Here is a 23,603-nt window from a genome sequence, read left to right on the forward strand (position 1 = left end):
CAAGCGCTTTAAGACTAGCTTTGCCAAGCAATGCGTGGTTCCGACATGAGTGAGATCCGATTGCTGTGGATGACAACCGGACCAGTTAATTCTGTCAATGATAGCATGCCGAAGAATCTGCCGAAGAGTGCTTGTTTGTAAAATTTATTGACATTCTTCTAACTACAGATTCTTCGTTTCTCAAAATGACAAGAATCTATTCTCCTAAGAAGGTCAAAACCTTTTCGCAAACTTTAAACAATAGCGGTGGTAAAGTTTCGCTGGTATAAGGTTGTGTTGCTCCATAAACATGGTTGGCGCCTTCAATTTTAACCAACCTGCTTTTCGGATTGGCTTCTGCCAAGGTTTGGGCGGTTTCGAAAGGAACATTAACATCATCATCACCATGTATAATTAACCAGGGAATGTTGATGCGCTTTGCTGCATCTATAATATTTAATGTCGCTGCATTTTCTTCCAGATCTTCTAATAAGGTAACATTTAGTGGCATTTGTTCTTTGGTTCGGGCGTTGGTTACAAAGATCTTCCCGGTTTTTTTCCATTCTGCCTCCTGTTCTTTTTTCCAAAGACTATCAAAAGCGGCAATAGCACTCCAGGTAACCAGTTTATTGATCCTCAAATCATTTGCTGCTTCTATAATTGATAATCCACCGCCACGGCTATGTCCTATCAGGTTCACCTTTGTGTCTTTACCATAAGCTTTCTCAATAAAATCCAACACTGCATTGATATCAAAGAGTTCTTTCGATACCGTGTTGCTGGCAAAAGCTTCCAGGTCATTAACATCTGTTGGGGCATCAACCGGAACCCCGCTATGCGATAAATTAAACTTGACGTAACGGTAACCATTGCTGGCAAAATACCTGGCAACTAAGTTATGCGCGCCCCAATCTTTAAAACCTTTAAAGCCGTGTACAAAAAGTACAATCGGGGTATTAGGGTTTTTTTCATCAAAAGTAATGTCGCCAATAATTAATTTTCCGTCTGCACCGCTAAGGCTAAAATTGCTTTGTGTAATCATAATTTTAAGGATTGGTATAAAATATAAACCTACAAAATTTCATTTTGTTGTGTGCTTTTGTGCTGGCTTGATGGTATTGTTATGATGCAGACACCAGTAAAACCGTTCACAGAACCAGAAAATAACGTTCTCTAAAAAGGATAGTCGTAAAAATACTTTTTGATGCAGGTTTTCGAAAAGTTCAGGCCGAGGTTCACAAAAGATTGCAACGAATAATAGCGACTAAACTGAAAATGAAATGATGGCTACGCTTGCAAACTGCGTTTCTTCATTCTCCTTCCATGGCTTGTGTCCTCATAGACTACTGATAATTTTTTTTCCACTTTTGTGCGTTAACTAAACCTGACAGCAGCGAAAATCCTTTTTGCTGGCAGTAACCCGCCAACCACGCTCGTCTGCATCCGATAGAAGCAGGTACCCTTACAAAAGCAGTACCCTAACCACAAAAAGATTGAAGCGGATGGCAGGGCTGAAGCAACCGATGAACACTGGAACCTGCTTTTCAGAAAAAACTTTTTTGCTACGGAAACATGGCGTAAAATAAAAACTGTTAGGCCATTTTTTTAAAATAATAGCCTGCCCAGCCTATAAACAAGAATTGAAATGGTAACCTAAGCCACGCGATTAGTGGCGTAATTAATATTTGACCCAGCATAAATGGTGCCTGTTGGATCATGTAAATATGTGCAGGCAAAAAGGCAATCAACATCATTATAATGAGTAGCGCGGCAAATTTACTGGTCTTACTAATCAACAATAACAGGCCTAAAATAATTTCTAATATTCCAGAAAAATAAATTAAAAAGCCAGGTGCAGGCAACCATTTTGGCATGATCACGTAATATACCTCAGTGGATAAAAAGTGGTTGCATCCTGCCAGAATGTAGAAAAGTGCATAAATCCAAAGGAAAAATTTATAAATTGGTCTCTTCATAATGGATCGGTATAGGGTTTAAATCTTTGGGTTTGCTATTTAAAACCGTTCTAAATTGATGTAAATTACAGGTTAATGACAGTCACATGCCTTCACCATGTTACTTTTGTATCCCGATAATAGTTAATAACGGAAGCACTTGGAATATTTAAAAGTAATAGCTTTTACGCATCACCACATCGACCTGAAATCTTTAGGGAAATTAGTTATTTGTGACCAGAGTTTAGATAGCAGGTTGAAGAATGTTCAAGCAGAGCTTCCCGTTAGCGAAATTTTCTATGTTGGTACGTGTAACCGAGTAGAATTTGTTTTCCTGACGAAAGAGAAAACAGACAAGGAATTTGTAACCAAATTTCTCACTGTTTTAGACATGGGGCTGCCTCCTGAATTTATGGAGCGTTTTCTGGACAATGTTACTGTATACGAAAACGAAGAAGCCTTTAACCACTTGCTTAGAACATCATGTTCTTTAGAGAGTTTGGTGGTTGGTGAAAAGGAAATCCTTGCCCAGATTCGTAAGGCTTACGAAAACTGCCGCGATGCTGGTTTCACCGGCGATTACATGCGCATGATTATGGATCGTGTAGTTAAAACGGCGAAAGAAGTTTATACGCATACCAATATCTCTAAAAATCCGGTTTCTGTTGTTTCATTGGCTTACCGTAAGTTAAAAGAGTTGAACATGTGCGGCAACTCACGTATCTTAATTATCGGCGCTGGCGAAACCAATCAGAACATTGCAAAATATCTTAACAAACATAAATACTCCAATTTTTCCATTTTCAACCGTACGTTCTCTAAAGCCGAAGTTTTGGCTGAAGAGCTAGGGGGTAAAGCTTATCCATTGGCGGCACTTGAAGATTTTAATGAAGGGTTTGATGTGATCATCACCTGTACGGGTTCTACTGAAGCAATTATCACGGAAGCGTTATATGCTAAACTGTTAAATGGCGACCAGGGAAAAAAAGTGATTGTAGATCTGGCTATTCCGAATGATGTTCTGCCTGCAGTGATCCATAATAATCCTGTGCATTATATCGAGGTGGAATCGTTGAAGGAGGTGGCACGCAAAAATATCCAGGAACGTTATAACGAACTGGTGCATGCCGAAGAAATTATCAGCAATAACATTACCGAGTTTTTCTCTGTTTTAAAACAACGTCGGATTGAACTGGCGATGCAGGAAGTGCCAAGAAAGATTAAAGAAATCAAAAACACAGCTATAAATGGTGTTTTTGCTGACGAAATCAGTCAGATGGATGAAGCCTCGCGTGAAGTTTTAGAACGTGTTATGAACTACATGGAAAAAAAATACATCAGCGTACCGATGGTCATGGCCAAAGAAATTCTGGTAAACCAGTCTTAAGATTTTACCTCAGAAATACAAAAACTTAATTTCCTTTTTTCGATCATCTACTTTAATACAAAGCATCATCCCGGCCGAAACCTATTGGAGCGGAGAGATCTATCCTGAGGCAGCTTTAGCTTCGCTGAGCACTTCGTGGTTCTCGACTGCGTTGCGCTCCGCTCGGAATAACGGAATTTAAAGGTATACGCATTAATTCGTCTATCTCAGAATGACAAAGTAACGCAGCACCAGTTCCACAATGTCATAGAAATCCTTTAAATTCTCCTTTCTGTAACCTCACTGTCTCATTTTTAAACAATTCATGGTATAAACCACTATTTAAATTAAATTTGTAATTCATTTAATCTTAATAGTGAAGAAATTAACCATTGGAACACGCGGTAGCGATCTGGCTTTATGGCAGGCAAATCATATCAAAGATGAATTAGCAGCCATCGGAATTGATGCAGAAATCAAAATCATTAAAACTCAGGGGGATAAAATCCTGAACTTAAGATTAGATAAACTGGAAGGCAAAGGCTTTTTTACCAAAGAACTGGAAGAAGAGCTTCTGGGTGGGACGATTGACCTTGCTGTACATTGCCTTAAAGATTTACCAACTACACATCCTGCCGGATTGACCATTGCTGCTTTACCACCACGTGAAGAAGCAAGTGAATATCTTTTGATTTTAAAAGACTGTATTGATGTTACACAAAAGCTGTCGCTAAAAAAAGGTGCAATGGTGGGTACTTCATCTAATCGTCGCAAAGCACAATTATTAGGTCTTCGACCTGATTTGGAAATTGAAGATTTACGTGGAAATGTACCTACCCGGATCCAAAAGCTCCGCGATGAAGATTATGATGCGATTTTGATTGCCAAAGCCGGTGTTAAACGTTTAAATCTTGATGTGACCGATCTACATGTAGAGGAACTGGAAACCACTGAGTTTATCCCTGCACCTGCCCAGGGTGCTTTGGCTATTCAAATCAGGGAAAATGATACCGAACTTTTTGAAATACTTCAAAAATTACATGATCCCGAAACAGCTGAAACCGTAACGGTTGAACGCAAGGTGTTAAACCTTTTTGAAGGTGGCTGCCATATGCCGTTAGGCTGTTATTGCAAAAAGGAAAACGGAAAATTCGAAATCTGGACTTCAAAAGCCGAAACTGCCGACCATTTTCCCGAACGCTTGTTTTTACGTGCAGAAAGCACCGAAGGACTGGCTGAAAAAATTGTTGAAAAGTTTAATAAAGACAGAAAGAAACCAGCAAAGGTTTTTATTTCGCGCGAAATCGGCGAACACAGTTATTTCCGTAGGGCATTAGAGAATAACGATATCGAAATTGAGGGACGCTCACTAATCCGTACCTTCCCGATCGTAACTGTTTTAGATCAGTTTATCTTGAAGCACGTAGATTGGGTTTTCTTCAGCAGCCGCAATAGTGTTGAATATTTCTTTAACCTGAAACCGGTATTGCCAAAGAAAACCAAGTTTGGTGTTGTTGGCAGAGGTTCGGAAGACGCCTTACGTAAATTTGGGCATATTGCTGATTTTGTTGGTGAGAGTGGTGATATTACAGAGGTTGCCGAAGATTTTGCAAAACTGGTTGCTGGTCAGCAGATATTGTTTCCTAGGGCACAGGATTCTTTGCAGTCTATTCAAAAATCGCTACCTGCTGATGCTAAAGTAATCGATCTGCCTATTTATGAAACGGTAATAGAAGAAGATATAGATCGGAGTTATGCCGATGTGCTTATTTTTACCAGCCCATCAAATGTAGATGCCTATTTCGCAAACAATTTATTGGAACCCGGTCAGCAGGTAATTGCTATAGGAAACTCTACCGGCAAGAAATTTGATGAAATGGGCGTTAAATATGCTTTGCCATATTCTCCGGATGAAATTGGATTGGCAGAGGCGGTGTTTGGAATAGAGATGAGGTAGAGGGCAGGAAGGTTTAGGGTTTAAGATAATTAAGTCTTGATACCCGATACTGTAATCTTGATACTCAATACTTCAATCTTGATACTCGATACTAAATACTTGATACTAAACACATAGATAAGAAATGTTAAATCGTCCGCGAAGATTACGGAAAAACCCGTTAGTGAGAGAGATGGTAGCCGAAACACGGTTGTCAAAGGATATGTTTGTGTACCCTTATTTTGTGGTGCCGGGCAGCAATGTTACCCACGCCATTGATGCCATGCCTGGTGTAAACCATTATTCTATTGACACGCTGGTAAAAGATGTGGAAGCCGGAATGAAGAAGGGGCTCAATAAAATCATGCTTTTTGGTGTTGGTGATGAAAAATCAGCAGATGCCAAATCGGCTTACCACGATCATTCCTTAGTGCCGGTAGCGGTACGCGAGTTAAAAAAACAGTTTGCCGATGATTTATATGTGATTACTGATGTATGCGTATGTTCTTATACCACCCATGGTCACTGCGGTATTTTAGAAAATGATTATGTTCAAAACGATAAAACAGTTGAAGTAATCGCAAAAATGGCATTAACCCATGCTGAAGCAGGTGCAGATATGTTTGCACCATCTGATATGATGGACGGTAGGATTGAAGCCATGCGTAATCTTTTGGATGAAAACGGTTTTGTAAATGCAGCTATTATGAGCCACGCTACAAAATTTGCTTCAGCCTATTATGGCCCTTTCAGAGAGGCTGCTGATTGCGCACCTGGCAAAGGGGATAGAAAAGCTTATCAGATGGATTTCAGAAATCCGTTAGAGGCTTTACGAGAGGCGGCTTTAGACGAGCAGGAGGGGGCTGATGTTTTAATGGTAAAACCGGGCCTGGCCTATCTTGACATCATTCAACGGCTAAAACAGGATACCAATTTGCCGATTGCAGTTTACAACGTATCTGGTGAATATTCGATGGTAAAAGCAGCAGCCGAGCGCGGTTGGATCGACGAACAAAAAGTGGTAATGGAAACCATGCATGCCTTTGCTAGAGCAGGCGCAAGTATTATTACCACTTACCATATTAAAGATATTTTAAATAATAACTGGCTTTAGAGGCGGAAGGCTTAATGGTTGAGGGTATATACCCACAATCTAGATCCTTAACAATTCGTTTTAAATCCTACAAAATATAATGAGGCAAAAGATTGATGGTTTATTGGTTATGGGTTATACGCCCAAAGCCTTTTACCTTCCACCTTTCAGCCTTCAACCTTAATAAAATGTTAGATTCATTAAAGAAAATGTTTGCAGGCAATGAAGCCGATATTCCGGTAAATACAGGTAGTAAACCTGATATTTCGAGGGCAAAATCTGCTGAATTGTATGAAAAATCGAAAACGTATTTCCCTGGTGGTGTAAATTCGCCTGTAAGGGCTTTTAAATCAGTTTATGGTACGCCACTTTTTATCGAAAAAGGTGATGGCTGTTATATCTGGGATGCCGATGGTAATCAGTTTATCGATTTCTGCGGTAGCTGGGGACCACTAATTTTAGGGCATAACAACCCTAAAATCCGCGAGAAAGTTGCCGAAGTGATGCAGAGTGGTATGAGCTTTGGCGCACCAACAGCCCTGGAAAATGAACTGGCAGAGTTGATTATTAAAAACAACCGTTTTGTAGAGAAAATCCGTTTTACCAGTTCGGGTACCGAAGCCGTAATGTCAGCCATTCGTTTGGCACGCGGGTTTACCAATCGGGATAAGATTTTAAAGTTTGAGGGCTGCTACCACGGGCATAGCGATTCGCTTTTGGTTAAAGCAGGTTCAGGCCTGGTTACTTTTGGTGAAACTTCTTCTGCAGGGGTGCCTAAGTCTTTTGCCGAAGAAACCATTGTGGTTCCATTAAATGATCAGGAGGCGATTAAGCAGGCATTTACCCAGTTTAAAGATCAGATTGCGGCCGTAATTATAGAAGGTATTCCTGCCAACAACGGTTTAATTATGCAGGATGAAGAATACATTCATTTCTTGCGTAAAATCTGTACCGATAATGGTTCACTTCTCATTTTTGACGAAGTGATTACCGGATTTAGGGTTGGTTTTGAAGGTGCAGCAGCGCATTACGGCATAACGCCGGATATTGTTACCTATGGTAAAATTATTGGCGGTGGGTTGCCTGTTGGTATGTATGGTGCCCGTGCCGAAATCATGGCGCACATTTCTCCTGATGGTGGCGTTTACCAGGCCGGAACGTTATCAGGTAATCCTGTGGCCATGGCAGCGGGAATTGCTACTTTAACCGAGCTAAATAAATCTGGTTTTTATAGAGATTTAAACAATAAAGCACAAGAATTTGTAGCGAGCATTCAGCGTTTTGCAACTGCACGTAACTATAAGTTTAAAGTGTTTACCATTGGCTCTATTTTCTGGTTTGCCTTTACCGATAAGGATAAAATCCAGTCGGCTGATGATATTGATGCCGGCAGCATGGAGAAGTTTAAAATAATGCACCGCGAGTTGCTGAATAGAGGGATTTATTTAGGTCCATCGGGTTATGAAGTTGGTTTTGTATCCTCAGCTCATACCAAGATTGAATTGGAGAAAGCAAAAAGAGCTATTTTTGAAGCATTGGATTTGGTGTTTAAGAAATAGTTCTTAACCCCTTATATAATATTGAGCGATGGTTCGTGCGGACACGAACCTAGGAGAGAATTAATCGGTGTAATCAAATCACCCATATAATCAACCCAAGGGAATGAAGAAATCTATCATTATATTTTACGCATTATTGCTTTATGCACTGGTTCAACTCATTTCGTGGGGTACCTTGGTGGTGCGTTTGCAACCCAGCCGCATGACGATGATTATGGGGGAGGGTTCGGTATTTTTATTTTTGCTTGGTTTCGGTGGCTATTTTCTGCATCAATCTTTAAAACGTGAGGATAAATTACGCGAGCAACAGCAAAATTTTTTAATGTCGATTACGCATGAGTTAAAATCTCCATTAGCAGCTATAAAACTTTCCATCCAAACCATTGTTAAAAGAGATTTGGATAAAGCGCGTCAAATTTCGTTGTTAAACAATTCTTTAAAAGATATTGAGCGCCTGGATGATCTGGTCGAGAATATGTTGCTGGCTACTAAAATTGAAAACCGATCTTATACCTTTCCTAAAGAGGAGTTTAATTTTTCAGAGCTTGTTTATAAAATTACTGATCGGCTTCAGGTTCATTCCTGTGGCAATGAACAATTGATCAATGCCCATATTCAGCCAAATTTGCAGCTTATGGGTGACAAATTTGCCTTATCGTCTGTTGTTACCAATTTAATAGAGAATGCAGTGAAATATTCAAGTCCCTGCGATGAGATAAATGTGCATTTAAACAAAGTGGATGGACATATTCAGTTTAGCGTAATTGATAAAGGGCCGGGTATTTCAGATGCCGAAAAAATGTTGATATTTGATAAGTTTTACCGCGTTGGTAACGAGAATGTCAGAAAAGCGAAAGGAACAGGTTTAGGCTTGTTTATTGTGAAGGAGGTTTTACAATACCATGATGCAGATATTACAGTAAAAGACAATCAGCCTCATGGAAGTATTTTTGAAGTAACATTTAGTTAGTTAATCTCAATTATGTCACAAAAATTAAGAATTCTATTGGTAGAGGACGAGGATCACTTGTTAGATGCTATCAAATTAAACCTCGAACTGGAGGGTTATAAAGTTCATGCCGTTAAAGATGGCAAAACCGCTCTTAAAGTTTTTAAAGAAGAACGCTTTAATCTAATTGTTTTGGATGTAATGTTACCTGAAATGGATGGTTTTCAGGTTTGTGAAACCATACGTTTAGAGAATGCAGAGGTTCCAATCATGTTTTTAACTGCGAAGAACACTTCTGAAGACCGTGTTCTCGGTTTGAAAAAAGGTGCTGATGATTATTTGGTTAAACCATTCAACCTGGAAGAATTGATTCTTCGTGTTGGTATTCTGGTTAAACGCAGTTTAAAATCTGATGATCTGAAAGAATTGAATTCTTACAAAATTGGTGATAAAACCATTTATTTTAACTCTTTCGAGCTGAAACATGATGATGGTACCATCACACCCCTAACCAAGAAGGAAACCATGTTGTTAAAATTGCTTATTGAACGTAAAAATGATGCAGTTTCGAGAGAGCAGATTTTAGAAACCGTTTGGAATTATGATGTTTATCCATCAACCAGAACTATTGATAACTTTATTTTAACGTTCCGTAAATATTTCGAGCCAGATCAGAAAAATCCGGTTTATTTCCATTCCATTCGTGGCGTAGGTTACAAATTTACCGATAGTCATTAATGTACAATAATAAGGGCAGATATGCTTTAATGGCCGTTTTCCTGCTTGCCGGATTGGTTTGTGTTTTTTACCAGCAATACCAGTTGGCAGCGCTTTCGGCATTATTTATGTGTTTTGTAATCTGGAGCCATTTTAAGCATGGTTCGGTTTTAATGGCTTCGAAACATTTCAAAAACAATGATTTTGGGAAGGCTAAAGCCTTGCTTGCCGAGGTTACACAACCCGAACGTTTGGCCAAAAGCCGCAGGGGTTACTACGAATTTATGCAGGGAAATATGGCGTTGAAGGAAGAAAACTTTGATAAGGCCGAATATCACTTTCAACTGGCAAGCCGTTTTCCGGTAGGAGGTAAGAATGAAAAATCGTATGTACTGATCCACCTGGCTAATCTCGCATTGCGCAAAAAAGATAGGGAAAGAGCAGAAGCCTATACCAAAAAGGCTAAAGAACTTGCTGAGACCCAACGTTCGAAGGATATTATTGTTAAAATTGAAAAAGAAATAGGTAAGTTATAATACTAATATTGTCATTTTGAATAACGAAGCACCGGTTTAGGGATAAAAAGGTACTTCGTTTTTTTTTTATTTATACCTTTGCAAAATTAAATTTAGACTTTCGTCCCTTAGCAAATCGTCATGCTGAATTCAGTTCAGCATCTCTTGTAGGTTAGGCCCTGAAATGGATTCAGGGTGACGATAAGTGAGATACCAAATACAAATCATGAAGAATAATTTATTTTTAGACGCAGCATTTTCAAAACAAACCGAACGCCCACCAGTATGGATGATGCGTCAGGCAGGTCGTTTTATGCCACAATATTGGGAAATTAAAAACAAATACTCTTTTTTAGAGATGTGTAAAACCCCCGAAATTGCAGCAGATGTAACGATGTTACCTGTTGATTTATTGGATATCGATGCAGCTATTTTATTCTCTGATATTTTGGTAACCGGAGAGGCAATGGGTGGCGATTTAAGTTTTACTCAAGGTGTTGGTCCAAAGTTTGCAAATCCTGTGCGGACGGCCCAGGACGTTGAAAACCTAAATATTGATTGTTTAGATAAACTGCAGTATGTTGCCGATGCAATTAAGATGATCCAACAACGTTTAGCTGGAAGTATTCCTTTAATTGGCTTTGCCGGTGCACCTTTTACGGTAATGAGTTATTTAATTGAGGGAGGTTCTTCCAAAGATTTTAAATTAACCAAACTATTTATCCATAACCAACCAGAACTGGCACATAAACTTTTGGCTAAAATTGCTAAAGTAACGGCCGATTACCTGAATCTTCAGATTGCAGCCGGTGTTAATGCCGTTCAGATTTTTGATAGCTGGGCACTGGCTTTATCATGGAACGATTATCAGGAGTTTTCACACCGGTATATTCAGGAAATTATTGCCAATTTGAACAGACAAGATATTCCGGTAATTTCTTTCTGCAAAGGAAGTTCGGTTTTTGCTCCGATTATGGCCGAAGCTAAACCAGATGTAATTTCGGTTGACTGGAATGCTGATTTATTGAATATTAAAAATGCTTTGCCAGCTGGTATTGCCGTTCAGGGGAATTTAGATCCACATATTTTATATGCCGATAAAGCAGTAATTAAAGCACAGATCCATAAATTATTTGAACGCATGCGCGGTACGGAAGGTTTTATCTTTAACTTGGGTCATGGTATTATGCCCGATATTCCTTTTGATCATGTGAAGTATGCAATTGAGGTAGTAAAGGAGTTTAGGTATTAATCAAATCATTTGATTTTCGTATATTAGCTTTATAACTCAAATATTATGACTGTTAAATTATTAGAAGACGAGGATGAATTGCCAATTAAGCAATTAATTAAGGCGGTTAATAAGAAAATGGAAGATGTATTAAGAGTTGTTGATGCTTTAAATTTGGGTAGAACCGAAGTAAAAGCCGACGGGATCTACAGGACATTTAATAACGGAGAAACAGTTAAAATAGCTGAAGGTAATTTTAAAAGAAGAAAAGTTTCTGAAAAAAGAATTAAGCTTTTTTAATGCCTCGGAAGTCTAAATTGAGAATTTTTGCAGGACCAAACGGCTCAGGTAAAACAACTTTATTTGATTCTATTAAATCAAGTTATTTCTCAACAAGAATATTTATCAATGCAGATTTGCTGGAAGAAGATTTTAAAAGGAAAAACTTTATAAACTTATCTGATTTCGAAATTAACATTACTAATACTGATTTTGAATCATTTTGCTTTCAAAGTGGACTTTTTGTAAAAGCTGGTTTTGATGCTGCCAGTTGGAATCTGGTAGTAAAAGAAAATGTAATTGTTAGAAGCACATTAGGACCAGTAATTTACAATTCTTATCATTTTGCCATTATCGCTGATTTTATACGATACTCTTTAATCAAAAGCAAAAAATCCTTTAGTTTTGAAACCGTATTTTCTCATCCTTCAAAATTAGATCTTATTGATTTTGCTCATCAAAATAATTATAAGGTTTATCTTTATTTTATAGGTACAGAAACCCCGAAAATGAATATTGAGCGAGTAAAGGACAGGGTTTTAAAAGGAGGACATTTGGTTAACCAGGATAAAATTGAGAATCGCTACTTTTTAACAATGGATTTATTAATCGAGATGATTAAAAAGGTTGATCAAACATATCTTTGGGATAATTCTGAAACGCAGGATTATGTTGGTGAAATTTGTGATGGTACCTTAGATTTGCAACTTAGCAATATTCCAAACTGGATTGATAAGTATATTTTGGATAAGATCAAAAAATGATAGAAACCCTACTGCCATATTACCATTATTTCCTTGCTGTGCATATTGTATTTGTAATCAGCTGGATGGCTGGATTATTCTATATTTTAAGTCTTTTTATCTACCATACGGAAGCAAACGACAAACCGGAACCTGAAAAAAGTATCCTCCAAAAACAGTTTGTTAAAATGGAAGCTACTTTATGGAAAATCATTGCTACCCCGGCCATGATTATTTCGGTTTTGGCGGGTGCCTCCATGCTGACTTTAAACTCAGGCTTACTTCAAGCCGATTGGATGTGGGTTAAGCTTGGCTTTGTGGTTGGCTTACTCATCTATCATTTCATCTGCCAAAATATTGTTAAACAGCTTAAAAATAATCAATACAAGCTAACTAGCTTTCAGTTAAGATTATGGCGTGAGCTGGCCACTATTTTTATGATTGCCATTGTATTTGTGGTAATCCTTAAAAGTGCCATTAACTGGATTTATGGTTTAATCGGCATTATGGGCGTGGCGATGGCGATCATGATTGCCGTTAAGCTCTACAAAAACTACCGCAAAAAACGTGGCGAATAATCTTTTACTACGAAGTTAATAGTTCAGCAATATTTCATGTTAATTAACCTGGCGGATACGTGATTAGTGTCGCTGGAGCTGAAGTGTTATGGTATCAAAGATCGAATCAAAAATCAAGGTGAACGTATGGCTATTATTGCAAAAATTCTGTAAAAAGCAGTATAAATAATACACATTTAATTGATATTTGCATTTTTTTTGCTCTCTAAAAAATGCTTAACGGCCATTTAAAAGCACTTTGTTGATAAATATCAAAGACTCAATTTTTGTTAAGTAAACTTTAAAAAATAATTAAGAGTATCTTTGTTTTTATGAACAACGCTCTAAAAATCATAGTGTTATCAACTTTAATAACCAGTGCCAAAGCCCAAATTGTTAAACCACTGTCTGCCGATTTATTATCTGCTGCCCGTACAAACTTCAACAAAAATTTAATAAAATTGGATTCGGTTGATATCGATGATTTACCGGCTTCGGTTTATTTGTTTTCCAGAGATGGTAAAAACGAAATAGAGATTGACGGTGTTACGGTTTTAACTGATCAAAAAGAAATTATTGGCATTAAGGACATGGATCTGTCTGAAGAGTCATTGAAAAATATCAGCGAAAGACTAAAAGTTCTTGATAAACTCCAGAAAGCCTATAGCGATGCTTCCAATGATGAATATAGGTCTAGCAAAAGAAACAAAAATAACATCGTTTTCTATGATCGCAGGTTTTTTGCAATTCTGCGCGGAATCAAAACAACCTTGAGAGATTTAAAGAAAATGTATACTGCAAATCAGAATGATAAAATGAAAACGATATCAGTTGCAGCCATGAAAAACCCCAGTATCGACTGGAAGTTTTATAGCCAACTGATAGAAGCAGAACAGGATAAGACAATAGCGCTAACCAAATAATTTAGTTTTAATTCAAGCCAACCATCTATAGCGGAAATTATAGGTGGTTTTTTTATTAAAACATCGGATTACAATTAATCCGAAAGATATTGCGATACCGGACCATCGACAGATTCTAAAAAAAATCCTCAGCTCGACTGTAGCGCAGCAAAATGGATAGCGCGTTGAACTGCGTTATTGAACCTGGTTTAAGATTTTTTGCTTCACAGTGCCTTCAGATTTTCTACAGCGGAAGCTGATAGCTCGCAAAAATGTTAACCATCCCAATGATTATTTATCCCGATGGTCTGCTCAGATGATTTGGGGTATTTTTATCAAATGATGCAGAAATGGTTTTCCGATAATATTTATCGTTTTATTGCCCTCAATACTTTAATCAATCTGTTGGCAATAACCTGATTGCCGCTGTCAGATGGATGCAGACCGTCGTATGTCATTTGAATCGCTTCCGGAGGATATGGATAATCATCTTTTTGGGCATTAAAAGGTATATTGAACGATGATTTCAACGGATAATTTTTGTAGGCATCTGAACCTGGAATCCTCAGTCTTTTAAATTTTACGAGTTTCTCCAGTTTGAGCGTTTTATCGCGATATAAATTGATTACCTTAAAGTTATTACACGCGCCGATTTTAACTACGGCATCGGCAAAATCTTTTAGCAGCTGCCCTGATTTTGGCTTATAAGAACCATAAGCGTTATTGTTTTTATCTGCGATATAAACAAAATCTGCGCGTTGCATCGGCGTTATGAGTATGATTTCGGCATTAGGACTTAATTTTTTGATTTTGTTTATAATGATCGCCATTGAACCATAGAATGTATCATTTCCTTTGTTGTACTTATAATCTCCAATCTGCCCAACCGGTCGGCCGGCCCACCAGTCGTTGGTTCCCAAAAATATGGTATAAATCTCCGCTTTAGGGATATTTAGGCTCTCAATCTTTTCTGCTACTGCCCCTGCTGTCCAACCATTATAACCCTTGTTAATGTAATTTAGCCATTTCAATTCATCCGTCACCCTGCTGAGATAACCTTTATGTACGCGGTTTCCGGTTTCTTCGAGGTGATCGTTCAGGTAAGTAATAGAATCGCCAATGGCGACCCAATTAGTCTTGTTGCTATCAAATAAAAATGAAATAAAAAAGAGGCCAAGTGTAAAAAGTATTTTTTTCATTGAAGGGCTATCTGTAAGTGTCAAACTGATTAATCTACCGCTTAAAGGATCGTATTGCAGGGCATGAAGATAACCGAACGATCATGGTAAAATTTTTTCGTCATTCCAGCTTATAATGACGGGACTTTATACGATGCTAATATAAAGAGCTTTATTGGTTATCTGATATCAAAAACATACCTGCCGGCAGGCATATCAAGTTTATTATTAATTACTTTTCCGTTTAGGTAAACTTTCTTCCCGGCTATTTCCGGAATAGTTATCCTGGCAGTTGCATTGGCAGGGATTTTTACATCATATTTTACGCCTTTCGCATATCTTTTCCATGAGGATAAAATGGTACCGTACGGACTTTCGTGGCTTGCTGTAAAATGCGTTAAACCGGCTACAAAGTGGGGTTGCAGTAAAATGTTTTTAAAACCAGGTTGCTGCTCATCAATTTTTATTCCGCCTATTCCTTTAAAAAACCATCCGCCAATTTCGCCAAACATCATGTGGTTGTCAGAAATATCCCTGGGGGCCTTTATATTCCAATTTTCGTGAAGCGTTGTAGCACCATTTGCAATCCACCAGCCCCAACCCGGAAACGTATCTTGTGCAGCCAGTTTGTACGCCGTTTCGGCCTGTCCGTTATCGCTTAAGGCATTCAAAACTGCTTTTGCACCCAGCACTCCAACGTCAATATGCATGCCGTCTGCCGCAACACGTTTCGCAAGATTTTCGGCCAACTTCAACCGATATTGATCTTCTACAATATTCCATTGCAAAGCCATGCTCAACTCGGTTTGCACGCCTGAACCATAGCTAATCTTTTCCGCATCGAAATACTTGTTGTTAATCGCTTTTTTAATTTTATTGGCTAAAGCGCTATAAACCAGATAGTCGTTTTGCTTATCAAATAACTTAGCGGTTTTAGCTAAAATATCAGCATCAACATAAAAATAAATGGATGAGGTATATTCTAAATTTGAAGCAGATTTTACAGGAACCCAATCTCCTCTGCCAAAAGTTGTCAAACCATCTTTGCTAATGCTGTTTACATAATCAACATATTGTTTGATGTTGCTATAATTATCGGCCAATGCTTTTGTGTCACCGTAAAACATATAAATATTCCACGGAATGATGGCAATTGTGCTGGTCCAGTCGGTTCCATTAGCTGTACCATAGCCCCATCCGCTGGTTGGGATAATATCTGGCAAAACGCCATTTGGTTGTTGTTCATCACGGTGATCGCCTAACCATTTTTCGTAAATGGTTAAAGCATCGAAATTATACAGGCCTGTTTCTACAGCGAAGTGCCCATCTCCGGTCCATCCGTTTTTTTCCCTTTGTGGACAATCCGTTGGGAGGCCAAATAAATTCGATAAATAGGAATTATTTGTTGCCCACCAAATTTTATCAATCAGTGGATTTGAAGATGCTATTTTCCCAATAGCGGGGACATCGCTATGCATAAAATAAGCCACCAAGCTCTTTTTTTCTAATCTAATGGGCTCACTTGATGTAATTTCTACGTATTGAAACCCTTTATAGTTAAACAATGGCATAAATTCTTCTTCGCCATTTCCCTTTAGTATAAAAATATCGGTTTGGAAGGGATCGGTATCATCTTTCGGACGATAGTAAACATCAATGTTGGATAAATCTGCCCGGCCGTTTGCAGATAAGCGTTCTGCATGTTTAAGTTTAATTACCGTTCCTTTTTTACCTGAAACCCTTATCTTACTTACGCCAGCAATGTTCCTCCCCAAATTGTAGAGATAAAGGGTGTCATTAAACTTCCGCAGGCTTTTGGCTTTTATTTCCTCCACATTACGGATGGGATGCATCGTTTGGGCAACAATATTTTTCGATGGGGCTGCCCTCAGGTTGATTCCATGCCATTTTGTATCATCGAAATCAACTTTATTCCACCCTTCTTGCTCCAATCTTGCGTCATAATGTTCGGCAGTATAAATATTATTAGAAGTGATTGGCCCTAAACTGGTTTTCCAAGTACTCCCGGAAGTTATGGTTTCGGTCGTACCATCAGTATAGGTAATTCTTAAATCGAAACAAAATGCAGGCCTGGCCCGCCAGGGTGCCTGATCAAAATTCCAAACCGCCATGGCCTGGTGGTTATACCAACCGTTTCCCAAAATAACACCAATGGCGTTTTTGCCTTGCCGCATGTTGGATGTTACATCATAGGTAACATATAAATTTCTTCTGTCGAAACGCGTGTACATAGGGTCCAGGCGATGATTGCCAACCTTTTTGCCATTGAGATAGAGTTCATACAAGCCTGCTGCTACAATGTAGGCCCGTGCAGATTTTACCCGCCTGGCAGATTCGAAAACATTTCTAAAATATGGTGCCGGACGGGTATTTATATCATTTCCATCGCTAATCCAGGTTCCTTTCCAATTTTCAGCACCCATCATCCCCATTTCAAAACTTGCGATTTTTGATGAGATGAGCTTATCATGCTGATCCAAAACATCTACTTTCCAGAAATATTTGGTAAACGGCATTAACGCCCTGCCCTTGTAGGTAATTAAACTATTACTTGAATTTACTTTTTCTGTATCCCACTGTATATTCACGTTACCTTTAAGCTGTAACGAATCTGTACCAACAATAATCCGATAAGCCTTTTGTAATGCACCTTTACGGTTATCGTCCATTAGCCATGATAACCGGGGATTAGGGTTATCAACGCCAATCGGATTAATTAAATGCTCGCATTTTAACTTAATGATTCCATTTGCCTTTGCCGACTGAGCGCCTGAAAAAAGCAGTATAAAGAGCAAGAAGTAGTTTAATAAATTTGGTTTGATTACGCTCATATTGAGTATTGGGAAATAAAAAATAACATCGGGATAAAATAGTTTGCTATTTGTCCGGGTCCAAAATAATTAAAATTAGCGGTCCAACTGTCCTTAACTGTTTGCACATGCTTTTTGCTTCTCAATATCGCTAATTATAGCTCAAACCAAGTTCTATTTAACATTTCGCTTACTGTAAAATTTTAATGATGATTATCTGAAATGGGCCAAGGTTTTGCAAGTAAACCAGTTAAAATTAAACCATTTGTTGGCTTATTTTAACCTGTTCATTCCCTAAGTTGTTGAGCACTGTTTTAACATTTAGATTTGAGGATGAATGCAATTAAAATATCGTTGTATCGGGGTTTATCCATTTTATTATTAGCTGCACTATTTTGTGGAACAGTTCGAGGACAGGGCAGGACAGAATACCTGCTGGAAAAAAACTGGAAATTTAGCAAGGGTGATTTTCCTGAATCTGTAAATCCCGCTTTTGATGACAGCAAATGGGAAACGGTACGTATTCCACATGATTGGGCCATCAAAGGTCCTTTTGATGGGAATAATGACAGTCAGAATGTACAGATTGTACAAAATGGCGAGCAAACTGCATCATTAAAAACAGGAAGAACGGGTGGCTTGCCTTTTGTTGGCAAAGCCTGGTATCGCAATACGTTTGTTGCTCCCGCTTTTACAAAAGGCAAAAAAGCAGTAATATTAATTGATGGCGCCATGAGCTATCCAAAGGTATTTTTAAATGGGGAGGCTGTCGGACACTGGGCATATGGCTATAATTCTTTTTCAATAGATATAACCGACAAAATGAGGGTTGGTAAAAACGTACTCGCCATCAGCTTGGAGAATTTGCCGGAAGCCTCCCGCTGGTATCCGGGTGCAGGTCTCTATCGCAATGTGCATGTTATCATTACAGACGAGGTAAGTATTCCGGTTTGGGGCACTTATATTACCACGCCGGTAATCAACAAAGATTTTGCCCGTGTAAAAATACGAACTCAGGTTAATTCATTAAGTGGAAACTATAATGGTTTGAGCCTGCAAACTACGATCGTTAATACAAAAGGTGAAACGGTAGCAACAGCGAGGAAGAATTTAACAACAGAAGATTTGAATGAGTTTGAGCAGGATTTAGTGGTAATAAACCCTGAATTATGGTCGCCTGAAACACCAAATCTGTATGCTGCCGTAACAAAATTATATGCCGGAAACAGTTTAAAAGATGAATACACCACTACTTTTGGCATCCGTTCCATTAAATACGAAGCGGAAAAAGGGTTTTCGCTAAACGGTGTTTATCGCAAATTTAAAGGCGTTTGCAATCACCACGATTTAGGGCCACTTGGTGCTGCTATTAATGTTTCTGCCTTGCGCAGGCAGCTCGTATTATTGAAAGACATGGGATGCGATGCAATCAGAACTTCACATAACATGCCGGCGCCGGAGTTGGTAAAGTTATGTGATGAAATGGGATTTATGCTCATGGTCGAATCTTTTGATGAATGGAAAGCACCTAAGGTTTCAAATGGATACAGCCATCTTTTTGATGAGTGGGCCGAAAAAGATATCGTAAATATGATCCATGCCAATAGAAACAATCCTTCTGTGGTGATGTGGAGTATCGGAAATGAAGTACCCGATCAATCGACCAAAGAGGGAGGGAAGATCTTAAAGTTTTTACAGGATATATGCCACCGTGAAGATCCAACCCGGCCGGTAACAGCAGGTATGGACAGGATTAAAGATGCGCTGGACAATAACTTTGCCGCAGTATTAGATATCCCGGGCTTTAATTATAAGCCATTTTGGTATGGGGAGGCCTACAAACGCTTGCCACAGGAAATGATTTTGGGTTCTGAAACGGCTTCTACCGTGAGTTCAAGAGGGGTGTATAAATTTCCGGTTGTGCCACAGAAAATGAAAATGTACGATGACAATCAAAGTTCATCATACGATCTGGAATATTGTAACTGGTCGCAGATTCCGGATGATGAATTTATGATGCAGGATTCACTGAAGTATGTAATCGGCGAGTTTGTTTGGACAGGTTTTGATTATTTAGGCGAACCTACGCCTTATGATGAAAAATGGCCGTCGCATAGCTCTTATTTTGGGATTATTGACCTTGCAGGTATCCCTAAAGATCGTTTTTACCTTTACCGCAGCAAATGGAATCCTGAAAAACCAACCCTGCATATTGTGCCACACTGGACTTTCCCTGGGCGTGAAGGGCAGGTTACCCCCGTGTTTGCATATACCAATTATCCGTCGGCAGAATTGTTTATCAACAATAAGAGCCAGGGCAGGCAAAGCAAAAATAAAGCGACCAGTACCAGCAGGTACCGGCTGATGTGGAACAATGTTAAATACGAACCCGGCGAACTAAAGGTAATTGCCTACGATGGGAACGGCAAGCCCGTTGCCGAACGAACCGTTAAAACGGCAGGCAAACCGCACCATATTGTATTAGAATCAGATCGTAAGAACCTGATGGCAGATGGGAAAGATCTGGCTTACATTACCGCAAGCGTGGTAGATGCCAACGGTACCGTGTGTCCTGACGCTGAAAATAGTCTTAATTTTAAAGTTACCGGAAACGGAATATATAAAGCCGTGGCCAATGGCGATCCGACCAGTTTGGAATTGTTCCACCTGCCGAAAATGAAGGCCTTTAAAGGTAAACTGGTCATCACCGTTCAATCAACAGAACAAGCTGGAAAATTAAATCTAAGTGTTTCTGCTAAAGGTTTAAAGGCTGCAGTGCTGCCGATTGAAACCAGATAACATTTAAAATATTGAAAGAGGCCCTTTAAACAAGTTGCCATTGACAGACTCCGTAGAAAGTCGTCATTATAGGAGTAACGACGAAGCAATTTAGCAAGCTAATGATCCTTGCTGTAAATATTGCCTCCCTGAAAGGTCGGGACAGGTTATTTGCTGAATGTCTTTTTGCAAGGGTGACCTTTATAGCCCACCATTTGGCAAAAAATCCGTCATTTTATACTGATTTTATAAAATTATCATCCTTCAGGATGATAATTTTATTTAGGGAAAAGCTTTATGCTAAGCCTATAAGTATTACGGAAAATTAGTCATCAACTTTCCCGTACTTATAAATCTGTGTTCTTCCACTGGCATTATAGATACTGTCTTGCTGTATATTTCTACGGTGTTCCGTTAAGATCACAAAACTCGAGCTTAAAAAGATGGCATCTTGATTCCCGGAAACATTCGGATCTTTTGAATAAAATACCGCAGGCCCCTCGCTATGAACCCGCGCCCGGTACAAATCCCGCTTCCAACGGTAAGCAGTAATGTCATCATCACCAGGTTTTTTACAGCCGAATATGGTCACCAATAGCATTACGGCGAAAACGTTTTTTGTCATGTCTCTTGTGATTTAAAATTAGAGAAAATGGCGCTTAGCCAAATTTTTGGTTGAATTTAGCAAAAAATAACATACTGTAGAAAGCTGTTTGTGCCGCAACTAAGGCTTTTTATAGAGATATGGTTGATCCAAATTGAAACCTAAACGTTATGATCAATAGACAAGCGGTGCCGGATAGAACCCTGGCTGTAGCTTAGAGAAAAAGGAGTAATAGTTAGCCTAGCCGGTTAATCAGGCATCTCTTTGAATAAAGGTAACAACAAGTTTAAATAGTGGCATATCAGCTATCGGCAAGATTCAAAACCATATTATCGACTGAGGCACCGCAAATGGGAGAAATCTTTAACAAAGTTTGAAGATTTCTCCGCTGCGGTTGAGAGGACGCTATTTAGAGCCCGTTAATTTTATCTGCTTTTTACCGGACCAGTTTTGTATCCACGGCTGAATATAAGGTGTCTATAACCGTTGGAACCGGCAAATACATCGTTTTGTAGCTGAAGGTTGTATTTGGTTTGTAATTTAATAGCGTAAGAGAATTTTCACCAATTTCTGAAAATACGGTAGTTCGTTTTTCGGCTGTCGTAGTATAGGTAATCCATGTTCCCTTTGCTCCTGTCGAAGTATCGAAGGTATCCCAATCAATCTTGGCACTGCCATTATCCAGCAGTTCGGCATTTAGAATAGGGCGGTTGAAAAGATTACTTTCATATTTTGGCCCATATACTGTCCCGGTCGCGCTAACGATTAATGACGCGTTACCACTGGCGTCAAATGTCTGCACATTAAAATTCTTCACACCTTCATCCACACTAAAAATTTTCTCTATAGCTTCTGGTCTTCCTGTTTTTGCTATATCAAAAATTAAAGAGTCTTTTTTGTCATTCCAGGTGATTTTGATCTTTTCAATTTTAGCATCTGCTGATAGCAAGCCTTTTAGTTGAACACGAAGTCTTCCTGGCAGTATTTTTAAAGAATCGACCTTGCCACTATAAATCGTTTCTCCATCGGCAGTATATTTTTTAAAATCATCCCATTTGGAGCAGGAAACCATTGCAAGCATCAGCGTTGCTATGGTTGTGATCATTATTAATTTTCTTTTTTCCATTTTATCATATTTTTATTCCATTATACATCCGGCGCATGGCGCCGAAATCAGATCCGTTTATTGCTGATTTTTATCGGGTATCACCATATACCGTTAGCTCGTCAATATTCAAACCTGTTCCACCTACCCAATTCTCGAGGCAACGTACCCGGAGATATCTTACTTTTGGTGCAGAAAGATCACATGGTAGATCAAAACCTGCTTCAGCAGTTTGTCTATCCAGTTCATTTTCAGTTCCGTAAGGAAGACCTGATGGCTTGGTAATGGTATAAGATCCTAAAAGAACCCAACTTTGATCGAGACTACCATTTGGGTTTGGATTATCCGAGCCATAAATTTCAAAGCGGCGCATGGACTGAAGGTAGTAATATCTTAGTGGATTAGACTCGGGATAAGTACGCAACCAGATCCGGCTCAGTTTTGCCGATATACCCAAACTAAAAGTTACCGTATGAGGACCATTACCACCTGCTACCTGTTGTGTAAAACAGGCTTCCCAGCCATATCTGCCATCCCAGGCCTTACTTACCGCCCCCCACATTGGCGGGTCGCCAGGAAGCTTGTACTCCTGAAATCTGGATTTTTGCAGCTGTACTTCGAAGATCGGTTTAATGTCCTTATAGATCGTATCGGTTTTATTCCCCCATCTGTCCTGAACAAAAAAACCAAACCGGTGAACATTGGTATCTAAACCCCTAATTTTGGAATAGACACTGTCTAAATTGGTAAAAATACTTTTATCATAATCCACAACGTATTCGTTATATATATTTTTGCCAATGACCATGATATTTATATTACCTTTCGATGGGTTAGACGCCATTATATCGTAACCGCCGGCAGCGTCTCGTACTTTTAAACTTTTAAATGCTTGCCAGATCGGTGCAGTTAAGGGCTTTACCTTTACAATAATGGGTTCCGATAATACGCCTGAACGGCTGACAGAATATACTTTTACCTCATGTTCGTCAGTATCGGCAAAACCGGCAACCTCCAGTGAGTTGTTGTAATATGAAGTCTGCGCTTCATATTGTTTGCCTGACGACAAGTTGTACACAGCTTTTACGATCAGCAACCTCGGATCTTTAGGTACAGTATAAGTGATCGTTGCTTTTCCGTTTTGATTAACGACGCTGATATTGCTCACCTGAGCAGGAGCAGTCGGATCATTGTCAACTGGTTCATTAGTGTTCAGTTCTTCTCCTTTCTTACATGAAGCTAAAAGAATGATGGAACAGGCTATTAATGCCAGAATTTTTAGTTTACTTTTCATATAAAATATATTTACCTATTCATGTTCTTCAT

Annotated in this window: 20 protein-coding genes; 13 read left to right on the forward strand and 7 right to left on the reverse strand. The window is 39.0% G+C overall.

Features of this window, described 5'->3' with window-relative positions; translation table 11 throughout:
* Positions 1 to 196: 196 nt before the first annotated feature.
* Together ACIQXP_RS11685 and ACIQXP_RS11690 are read right to left on the reverse strand one after the other, a co-directional pair.
* Positions 197 to 1,021 (reverse strand): alpha/beta hydrolase family protein, encoded by an 825-nt coding sequence (locus ACIQXP_RS11685; RefSeq protein ID WP_293744581.1) that lies wholly within the window; start codon positions 1,019 to 1,021, stop codon positions 197 to 199.
* A 550-nt stretch (positions 1,022 to 1,571) separates the two neighbouring features.
* A complete protein-coding gene (locus tag ACIQXP_RS11690; protein WP_387503868.1) occupies positions 1,572 to 1,955 on the reverse strand; it encodes a DoxX family protein in 384 nt (127 codons plus the stop codon).
* Between the two features lie 139 nt (positions 1,956 to 2,094).
* Between ACIQXP_RS11690 and hemA the strand changes: the two genes are divergently transcribed.
* The 12 genes from hemA to ACIQXP_RS11750 all read left to right on the forward strand — a co-directional run bounded on the left by hemA (position 2,095) and on the right by ACIQXP_RS11750 (position 13,802).
* The gene (hemA, locus tag ACIQXP_RS11695; protein ID WP_293744579.1) at positions 2,095 to 3,321 is read left to right on the forward strand and encodes a glutamyl-tRNA reductase; all 1,227 of its coding nucleotides are present in this window, start codon (positions 2,095 to 2,097) and stop codon (positions 3,319 to 3,321) included.
* 355 nt (positions 3,322 to 3,676) lie between these two features.
* Entirely contained in the window at positions 3,677 to 5,257 is a 1,581-nt protein-coding gene (gene hemC / locus ACIQXP_RS11700) for a hydroxymethylbilane synthase (protein ID WP_387503869.1), read from the forward strand.
* A gap of 124 nt (positions 5,258 to 5,381) precedes the next feature.
* Positions 5,382 to 6,350 (forward strand): porphobilinogen synthase, encoded by a 969-nt coding sequence (hemB, locus tag ACIQXP_RS11705; RefSeq protein ID WP_145856722.1) that lies wholly within the window; start codon positions 5,382 to 5,384, stop codon positions 6,348 to 6,350.
* Between the two features lie 167 nt (positions 6,351 to 6,517).
* Positions 6,518 to 7,888 (forward strand): glutamate-1-semialdehyde 2,1-aminomutase, encoded by a 1,371-nt coding sequence (hemL, locus tag ACIQXP_RS11710; RefSeq protein ID WP_387503870.1) that lies wholly within the window; start codon positions 6,518 to 6,520, stop codon positions 7,886 to 7,888.
* Between the two features lie 103 nt (positions 7,889 to 7,991).
* Entirely contained in the window at positions 7,992 to 8,858 is an 867-nt protein-coding gene (locus tag ACIQXP_RS11715; protein WP_090981597.1) for a sensor histidine kinase, read from the forward strand.
* A gap of 12 nt (positions 8,859 to 8,870) precedes the next feature.
* Positions 8,871 to 9,575, forward strand: a complete 705-nt coding sequence (locus ACIQXP_RS11720) for a response regulator transcription factor (RefSeq protein WP_039477978.1) — start codon at positions 8,871 to 8,873, stop codon at positions 9,573 to 9,575.
* Positions 9,575 to 10,090: a hypothetical protein gene (locus ACIQXP_RS11725; protein WP_387503871.1), complete on the forward strand. Its 516-nt coding sequence runs from the start codon at positions 9,575 to 9,577 to the stop codon at positions 10,088 to 10,090. The genes ACIQXP_RS11720 and ACIQXP_RS11725 overlap by 1 nt, the downstream gene beginning before the upstream one ends.
* A 205-nt stretch (positions 10,091 to 10,295) precedes the next feature.
* Positions 10,296 to 11,321: a uroporphyrinogen decarboxylase gene (hemE, locus tag ACIQXP_RS11730; protein WP_387503872.1), complete on the forward strand. Its 1,026-nt coding sequence runs from the start codon at positions 10,296 to 10,298 to the stop codon at positions 11,319 to 11,321.
* Between the two features lie 45 nt (positions 11,322 to 11,366).
* Entirely contained in the window at positions 11,367 to 11,600 is a 234-nt protein-coding gene (locus ACIQXP_RS11735) for a hypothetical protein (RefSeq protein ID WP_265850734.1), read from the forward strand.
* A gap of 17 nt (positions 11,601 to 11,617) precedes the next feature.
* The gene (locus tag ACIQXP_RS11740; RefSeq protein ID WP_293744572.1) at positions 11,618 to 12,343 is read left to right on the forward strand and encodes an ATPase; all 726 of its coding nucleotides are present in this window, start codon (positions 11,618 to 11,620) and stop codon (positions 12,341 to 12,343) included.
* The gene (locus ACIQXP_RS11745; protein ID WP_293744571.1) at positions 12,340 to 12,900 is read left to right on the forward strand and encodes a CopD family protein; all 561 of its coding nucleotides are present in this window, start codon (positions 12,340 to 12,342) and stop codon (positions 12,898 to 12,900) included. Before ACIQXP_RS11740 ends, ACIQXP_RS11745 begins: the two co-directional genes overlap by 4 nt.
* A 311-nt stretch (positions 12,901 to 13,211) precedes the next feature.
* Positions 13,212 to 13,802: a hypothetical protein gene (locus ACIQXP_RS11750; protein ID WP_387503873.1), complete on the forward strand. Its 591-nt coding sequence runs from the start codon at positions 13,212 to 13,214 to the stop codon at positions 13,800 to 13,802.
* A 347-nt stretch (positions 13,803 to 14,149) separates the two neighbouring features.
* Here the strand turns inward: ACIQXP_RS11750 and ACIQXP_RS11755 are convergent, their stop codons facing one another.
* Positions 14,150 to 14,980 carry an SGNH/GDSL hydrolase family protein gene (locus tag ACIQXP_RS11755; RefSeq protein WP_387503874.1) on the reverse strand — a complete coding sequence of 277 codons (831 nt, stop codon included), beginning with the start codon at positions 14,978 to 14,980 and terminating at the stop codon, positions 14,150 to 14,152.
* A gap of 158 nt (positions 14,981 to 15,138) precedes the next feature.
* Positions 15,139 to 17,811 carry a glycoside hydrolase family 78 protein gene (locus tag ACIQXP_RS11760; RefSeq protein WP_387503875.1) on the reverse strand — a complete coding sequence of 891 codons (2,673 nt, stop codon included), beginning with the start codon at positions 17,809 to 17,811 and terminating at the stop codon, positions 15,139 to 15,141.
* 312 nt (positions 17,812 to 18,123) lie between these two features.
* Here ACIQXP_RS11760 and galB point away from each other — a divergent pair, with 312 nt between their 5' ends.
* On the forward strand, positions 18,124 to 20,589 hold the full coding sequence (gene galB / locus ACIQXP_RS11765; RefSeq protein WP_387503876.1) for a beta-galactosidase GalB: 2,466 nt from the start codon (positions 18,124 to 18,126) through the stop codon (positions 20,587 to 20,589).
* A gap of 304 nt (positions 20,590 to 20,893) precedes the next feature.
* On the opposite strand, the gene ACIQXP_RS11770 is transcribed toward galB, so the two are convergent.
* The 3 genes from ACIQXP_RS11770 to ACIQXP_RS11780 all read right to left on the reverse strand — a co-directional run bounded on the left by ACIQXP_RS11770 (position 20,894) and on the right by ACIQXP_RS11780 (position 23,571).
* A complete protein-coding gene (locus tag ACIQXP_RS11770; protein WP_387503877.1) occupies positions 20,894 to 21,193 on the reverse strand; it encodes a hypothetical protein in 300 nt (99 codons plus the stop codon).
* Positions 21,194 to 21,608: 415 nt separating this feature from the next.
* A complete protein-coding gene (locus ACIQXP_RS11775) occupies positions 21,609 to 22,298 on the reverse strand; it encodes a DUF4998 domain-containing protein (RefSeq protein ID WP_387503878.1) in 690 nt (229 codons plus the stop codon).
* 70 nt (positions 22,299 to 22,368) lie between these two features.
* On the reverse strand, positions 22,369 to 23,571 hold the full coding sequence (locus ACIQXP_RS11780; RefSeq protein ID WP_387503879.1) for a DUF4959 domain-containing protein: 1,203 nt from the start codon (positions 23,569 to 23,571) through the stop codon (positions 22,369 to 22,371).
* Positions 23,572 to 23,603 lie beyond the last annotated feature (32 nt).

Source organism: Pedobacter suwonensis (assembly GCF_044762335.1).
Lineage (GTDB): Bacteria > Bacteroidota > Bacteroidia > Sphingobacteriales > Sphingobacteriaceae > Pedobacter.